The organism is Pseudomonas sp. GW456-12-10-14-LB2 (assembly GCF_002884345.1).
GTDB lineage: Bacteria > Pseudomonadota > Gammaproteobacteria > Pseudomonadales > Pseudomonadaceae > Aquipseudomonas > Aquipseudomonas paraglycinae.
In genome coordinates, this window is sequence record NZ_POHV01000055.1 from 26,985 (window position 1) to 33,771 (window position 6,787).

General features: G+C 62.7%; 6 protein-coding genes. 5 read left to right on the forward strand and 1 reads right to left on the reverse strand.

The window, feature by feature from the left end; genetic code table 11:
- Window positions 1-143: 143 nt before the first annotated feature.
- From C1X29_RS26395 to codA, 5 genes are all read left to right on the forward strand, one after another.
- Window positions 144-1,223: a patatin-like phospholipase family protein gene (locus tag C1X29_RS26395; protein WP_102718760.1), complete on the forward strand. Its 1,080-nt coding sequence runs from the start codon at window positions 144-146 to the stop codon at window positions 1,221-1,223.
- Between the two features lie 86 nt (window positions 1,224-1,309).
- The gene (gene queD / locus C1X29_RS26400) at window positions 1,310-1,666 is read left to right on the forward strand and encodes a 6-carboxytetrahydropterin synthase QueD (protein ID WP_007955941.1); all 357 of its coding nucleotides are present in this window, start codon (window positions 1,310-1,312) and stop codon (window positions 1,664-1,666) included.
- An 85-nt stretch (window positions 1,667-1,751) separates the two neighbouring features.
- Window positions 1,752-2,564 carry an alpha/beta fold hydrolase gene (locus tag C1X29_RS26405; protein ID WP_102718761.1) on the forward strand — a complete coding sequence of 271 codons (813 nt, stop codon included), beginning with the start codon at window positions 1,752-1,754 and terminating at the stop codon, window positions 2,562-2,564.
- A 172-nt stretch (window positions 2,565-2,736) separates the two neighbouring features.
- On the forward strand, window positions 2,737-4,008 hold the full coding sequence (gene codB / locus C1X29_RS26410) for a cytosine permease (protein WP_102718762.1): 1,272 nt from the start codon (window positions 2,737-2,739) through the stop codon (window positions 4,006-4,008).
- A 13-nt stretch (window positions 4,009-4,021) separates the two neighbouring features.
- Window positions 4,022-5,263, forward strand: coding sequence for a cytosine deaminase (gene codA / locus C1X29_RS26415; protein WP_102718763.1), 1,242 nt, complete (start codon window positions 4,022-4,024; stop codon window positions 5,261-5,263).
- 143 nt (window positions 5,264-5,406) lie between these two features.
- Here codA and C1X29_RS26420 read toward each other — a convergent pair whose 3' ends face one another.
- On the reverse strand, window positions 5,407-6,399 hold the full coding sequence (locus C1X29_RS26420; RefSeq protein ID WP_102718764.1) for a diaminopimelate epimerase: 993 nt from the start codon (window positions 6,397-6,399) through the stop codon (window positions 5,407-5,409).
- Window positions 6,400-6,787: the final 388 nt, after the last annotated feature.

The window sequence follows — 6,787 nt, forward strand, 5'->3', positions numbered from 1 at the left end:
GTCTCCGTATTTTTATGTGTCGCTACGGGCGGCACCTTAACGGTGCGAACTTAACTGAAACTGAATGGCCATCATGGGGTCTGCTCCTGCAGCCACGGCAACATGTGCTTATAATCTTTCGCTTGCTAACGATCGAGACCGGTATGACCGCCATTCACATCAAGTTCCCTTCCCTCACCCTCAAGGCCGGCCCCCGGGCCATGGCGCGCATTCGTGCCCAAGGCCTGAACGCCGCCGACGTCGGCACCCTGCCCGGTGCTGCCGGTGGGCCGAAGGCGCTGGGGATTCAGGGGCTGGATCTGGCGTTGTTCGGCGAGTGGCTGCCGGCGGCGCCGCGCGAGCGTTCGCTGATCGGTGCGTCGGTGGGTTCCTGGCGCTTCGCCAGCGCTTGTCTGCCGGACGCCGCCGAAGGCATCCGCCGCCTCGGTCATCTGTACACCGAGCAGAACTTCAACAAAGGCGTGACCATCGGCGACGTCAGCCGCAGTTCGCAACGCATGCTTGATGACCTGCTCGACGGTCGCGATGCCAGCCTTCTGACCAACGCCCATTACCGCCTGAACATCATGGTGGTCAAAAGCCACGGCGGGCTGGCGGACGACCATCGCGGCCGGCTCGGGCTGGCGCTGGGCTCGGTGATCGCCGACAACCTGCGGGGTCGTGCGCGGCTGTCGCGGCACTTCGAACGGCTGATCATCCACGACCCGCGCCTGGCGCCGCCGGTGCATGCGCTGAATGACTTCCCGTCACGTTTCGTCGCCCTCGATGCCGGCAACCTGCGTCAGGCGCTGCTGGCGTCCGGTTCGATCCCGATGGTCATGGAAGGCGTGCGCGACCTGCCGGGCGCCGGTGCCGGCACGTTCCGCGACGGCGGTCTGCTGGACTATCACCTCGACCTGCCCTACAGCGGCGACGGCATCGTGCTGTATCCGCACTTCACCGACCGGGTGATTCCGGGCTGGTTCGACAAGACCCTGCCGTGGCGCAAAGCTTCGGTCGAGCGTTTGCAGGACGTGCTGTTGCTGGCGCCATCGAAGGAATACCTGGCGCGCCTGCCCTACGGCAAACTCCCCGACCGTAACGACTTCAAACGCTTCATGGGCGATGCGCCGAGCCGGCAGAAATACTGGCGCGCGGCGATGGACGAAAGTCGCCGATTGGGTGATGAGTTCCTTGAACTGACTGCCAATGGTCGCCTCGCCGAGCGCTTGCTGACCCTTTAGTCAGCACAGCCGGGAACAAGCTGATAAACTCGCCGCCTGCCCGAATTCGCTGCGGCGAACGCCATCTGAACAGAGCTGAAATCACTGTGGAAATCTTCAAGGAATTTACGTTCGAATCCGCCCACCGCCTGCCCCACGTACCGGACGGCCACAAGTGCGGACGCCTGCACGGTCACTCGTTCAAAGTGGCGATTCACCTGAGCGGCGACCTCGATCCGCACACCGGCTGGATCCGTGATTTCTCCGAGATCAAAGCGATTTTCAAGCCGCTGTACGAGCGTCTGGACCACAACTACCTCAACGACATTCCGGGCCTCGAGAACCCGACCAGCGAAGTGCTGGCCAAATTCATCTGGAATGAATTGAAGCCCCTGCTGCCGGAACTCAGTGCGATCCGCATCCACGAGACCTGCACCAGCGGTTGCATCTATCGCGGCGAGTAATTCCCGCGACACAAAAAAACCACCGAGACCGGTGGTTTTTTTACGCCTATGCTTTTTGGCTCGAACCCGCCAAGAGGACAGGCCCATGACGGACTGGCTGCTGGATCAGGTCTTTGATTTCAACGGGCGACAGATTCGCCACGGGGTGCGCGGCGACGGCCCGCCGCTGGTGTTCGTGCACGGCACGCCCTTCTCGTCTTACGTGTGGCACCGCATCGCGCCGCACTTTTTCGCCACACACCGGGTGCATTACTTCGACCTGCTGGGCTACGGCCAATCCGAGCAACCGGACGCCGATGTCTCCCTCGGCGTGCAGAACGAATTGCTTGCGCAGTTGCTCGATCACTGGAATCTGCAACACCCCGACGTGGTTGCCCACGACTTCGGCGGCGCCACCGTGCTGCGCGCACACCTGCTCAACGGCAAGGATTACCGCAGCCTGACCCTGATCGACCCGGTGGCGCTGACGCCCTGGGGTTCGCCGTTCGTGCAGCACGTGCGCCAGCATGAGGCGGCGTTCAGCGGCCTGCCGGATTACATCCAGCGCGCCATCATGCCGACCTATATTCGTGGGGCGATCCATCGGGATATTCCCGATGATGAGCTGGCGCCCTACGTCCAGCCGTGGCTGGGCGATCCGGGGCAAGCGGCGTTCTACCGGCAGATCGCGCAGATGGACCAGCGCTACACGCTGGAGGCGCAGCCGCTGTACCCGACGATCCGTTGCCCGGTGCAGATTCTGTGGGGCGAGGAGGATCAGTGGATTCCCATCGAGCGCGGACGCGAGTTGCACAAGATGATTCCGGGATCGCAGTTTCATCCGGTCCCGAATGCCGGGCATCTGGTGCAGGAAGATGCGCGTGAAGCCATAGTCGCCGCGCTGCTGCGGTTCCTCTGATCCAATCCCGTGACCCTGTGGGAACAGCTGCTCCCACATGGTTCGGTGCGGCGCCCGATGCACTGCTTTCGCGCCGATCATCCGTGCCTCGTCTATAAATACCCGCAACATCGCGTTTGGCACGACCGCTGCAACCTCTTCGCGTCCTCCCCTTTCCAGCAAGGAACGCCCCATGACGCAAAACGATCCCGGCAACGATTACCCCCTCAGTGAAGTGCCGATGCACGCGCGCAAAGGCCTGGCCTCCACGGCGATGGTGCTGCTGGGCTTCACCTTCTTCACCGCAACCATGTTTGCCGGCGGCAAGCTCGGCGTGGCGTTCAACTTCGGCGAAATGCTCGCCGTCATCATCATCGGCAACCTGCTGCTCGGCGTGTACGCCGCAGGCCTGGGTTACATCGCCTTCAAAAGCGGGCTGAATTCGGTGCTGATGGGGCGCTTTTGTTTTGGCGAAGTCGGCAGCAAGCTCAGCGACCTGATCCTCGGGTTCACCCAGATCGGCTGGTACGCCTGGGGCACCGCGACGGCGGCGGTGGTGCTCGGCAAGTATTTCGATTTGAACGAAGCCACGGTGCTGGGGCTGATGGTGCTGTTCGGCCTGGTGTTCTGCGCCACGGCGTATGTCGGTTATCGCGGGCTGGAGATTCTGTCGTACATCGCGGTGCCGGCGATGATGTTGCTGCTGATGCTGTCGATGTGGGTCGCGACCGTGAAAGTCGGCGGCCTCGACGGTTTGCTCAGCGTCGTGCCCAGCGGTTCGCTGGACTGGTCGACCGCCATCACGCTGGTATTCGGTACCTTCGTCAGCGGCGCGACCCAGGCCACCAACTGGACGCGTTTTTCCCGTTCGGCACGGGTCGCGGTGCTGGCCAGTCTGATCGGTTTTTTCATCGGCAACGGCCTGATGGTGCTGATCGGTGCCTATGGTGCGATCGTCTATCAACAGCCCGACGTGGTCGAAGTGCTGCTGTTGCAGGGCTTCGCCATGGCGGCGATGGCGATGCTGTTGATGAACATCTGGAGTACCCAGGACAACACCATCTACAACTTCGCCGTCGCCGGCTGCAACCTGCTGCGCACCGGTCGCCGCAAGACCGTGACCCTGGCCGGTGCCGTGATCGGCACGGCGCTCGCGCTGCTGGGCATGTACGACATGCTGGTGCCTTATCTGATCCTGCTCGGCACGGTGATTCCGCCGATTGGCGGCGTGATCATGGCGGACTTTTTCTTCCGCTGGCGCGGGCGTTATCCGCGACTGGCCGACGCACGGTTACCGGCGTTCAACTGGCCGGGGCTCGCGGCTTACGCGGCCGGTACCGTCGCGGCGTTCGGCTCGCCGTGGGTCGCGCCGCTGGTCGGCATCGCCGTTGCCGCGTTAACGTATATCGCAGTGACCGGCCTGCTCGGCGCCCGCAACGCGGCCGCCCCTCTACAAGATCTATAAAAGGATTCGCCCGATGCACATCATCAACGCCCGACTGCGCAACCAGGAAGGTCTGCACGAATTGCACCTGGAAGATGGCCTGATCCGCAGCATCGCGCGCCAGACCGAAGCGCCGACCCTGGGCCCCGACGACCTTGATGCCGGCGGCAATCTGGTGGTGCCGCCCTTCGTCGAGCCGCACATTCACCTCGACGCCACCCTGACCGCCGGCGAGCCGCGCTGGAACATGAGCGGCACGCTGTTCGAAGGCATCGAGTGCTGGGGCGAGCGCAAGGTCACCATCACCCAGGAAGACACCAAGACCCGGGCGAAGAAAACCATTCAGACCCTCGCCGCCCACGGCATTCAGCACGTGCGCACCCACGTCGACGTCACCGATCCGCAACTCACCGCGCTCAAGGCGATGCTCGAAGTGCGCGAGGAAAGCCGTCACCTGATCGACCTGCAGATCGTCGCGTTCCCTCAGGAAGGCATCGAGTCGTTCCGCAATGGCCGCGAGCTGATGGAAGAAGCGATCCGTATGGGCGCGGATGTGGTCGGCGGGATTCCGCATTTCGAGTACACCCGCGACCAAGGCGTCAGCTCGGTGAAGTTCCTGATGGATCTGGCCGAGCGCACCGGCTGCCTGGTGGACGTGCACTGCGACGAAACCGACGACCCGCATTCGCGCTTCCTCGAAGTGCTGGCCGAAGATGCCCGCAGCCGCGACATGGGCGCCCTCGTGACCGCCAGCCACACCACGGCGATGGGCTCCTACGACAACGCCTACTGCGCCAAACTGTTCCGCCTGCTCGGGCATTCGGGGATCAGTTTTGTCTCCTGCCCGACCGAAAGCATTCACCTGCAAGGGCGCTTCGACAACTTCCCGAAACGCCGGGGCGTGACCCGCGTCAACGAGCTGCTCGAAGCCGGGATGAACGTCTGTTTCGGTCAGGATTCGATCGTCGATCCGTGGTATCCGCTGGGCAACGGCAACATCCTGCGGGTACTCGAAGCCGGCCTGCACATCTGCCACATGCTCGGTTATCGCAACCTGCAGAGCGCGCTGGATCTGGTCACCGACAACAGCGCCAAGGCCATGCACCTTGGCGAACGCTATGGCCTGGAACAGGGCCGCCCGGCAAACCTGCTGATCCTGTCGGCGGACAGCGACTACGAAGTGATCCGCAGCCAGGGCCTGCCGCTGTATTCGATCCGCAACGGCAAGGTGTTGATGAAGCGGCAGATGCCGGTGGTGGAGTTCGTGGAGGGTTGAGTGGCGGTTATTGCTCGCGCCGGTTTTATCGCGAATCGAAAGAGCCAGCCTGTCAGATCTGACAGGCGACAACCGCCTCGAACCGGCTCACAGTAAAGCCCAAGGGATCCATCGTTCCCGGGGGGACGATCATGAAAGGGACTTCACTTTTCTGTCGTGTGCGCCGTGCCGAACAGGCGCACTCGCAGCAGTTCTCCGTCGCGCTCCTCCAGCAGGATCGGCGCGGTTCCGCCGGGCATCACCACCTGCACCTCTCCCGCTGACACCCAGCCCACCCGCCACGCCGCACTCGCCACCGCACTGGCGCTGGTGCCGGATGAGGCGGTCGGGCCTTCGCTCCGTTCGAACACCCGCGCCACAATGCGTTGATCGCCAGCACGTATCGCCCATTGCAGGTTTACCCCGGCCGGGCACGGCTGGCCGGCGCCGGTGGGCACGGCGAAGGCGATGGCGGTCAGACTGTCCGCCAGCGGCGACTCAAGCATCTGTTCGTTGCTCGGCAATGCCGCCTCGTCCTCCAGCAGCGTCACGCAGTGCGGATTGCCGATTCTCACGAACTGACTGTGTGCCCAGCCGGGATCGAGTTGCGCCAACGGTCGAACACGGCTGATTTCCACACCATTGAACGACACCGGTTCAACGCCGAGCGCACTGACGGCTGCCGGGCCGAATCCGGGTTGCCCGAGATCCAGCCAGAAGCCCTGCACGCCCGCGACCTCAGCCGGCTTGACCGAGATCGGCACGGGCGACTGCGCATCCTGTTTGTCGTGATGCACCTGCAACGATGCGCCCTGCTCTGGCATCAGCCCCTGCTCAAGCAGTGCCTGAGAAAAAATCGTCAGACCGTTGCCGCTGCGCTCGGCCAGCGTGCCGTCGGTGTTGACGATCAGCAGATCAAAGGGTGCCGAGGACTGAAACGGGCCGATCAGCAAGCCATCGCTGCGATGATGTTTGGCACCGGCGGGCCGGATTGCGTCAGGCCATTGGCAGAATGTCGCGATGGCCTGCTCGCTCCAGATGGCTCTGGATGACGCCGCCTCTTGTGCGTTGGCCGGCAGGTCGATGCCCGCCTCTCGCACCTGTAGGGGTGAAACCACGCCGTAGATATTGCCGCGCGCATCGTAAAACTTTGCCATCTCGTTTCCTGCGTTCAGGTTGCGGTTTGCGCTCCACTGTATCGCCTGACGTGATCGACAATCACGTGGAAATATCAGCAAAAGTGATATCACTTTGCCAAGAAACATCTCGTAGCAACTTCGAACAGGCCTTATGAACCGCGGCTTTCAGGGCATGTGCGCAACTTTTTGCGCAACTTTAAGCCTTTATGATCCGACTCGGTTCTGGATCAGGCTTTCGCCGAGGTTAGAACTTTCAGGAGATTCAGTTTCACCTCAAGGAGCGTCAAATGTTCAGTCCAGCCAACGAAACGCACTTCAGCCTGACCGTTGAAGACTACGTGGGCGACCTGCAAGTCCTGTCGTTCACCGGCACCGAAGGCATCAGCCAGCCGTTCCGTTTCGACCT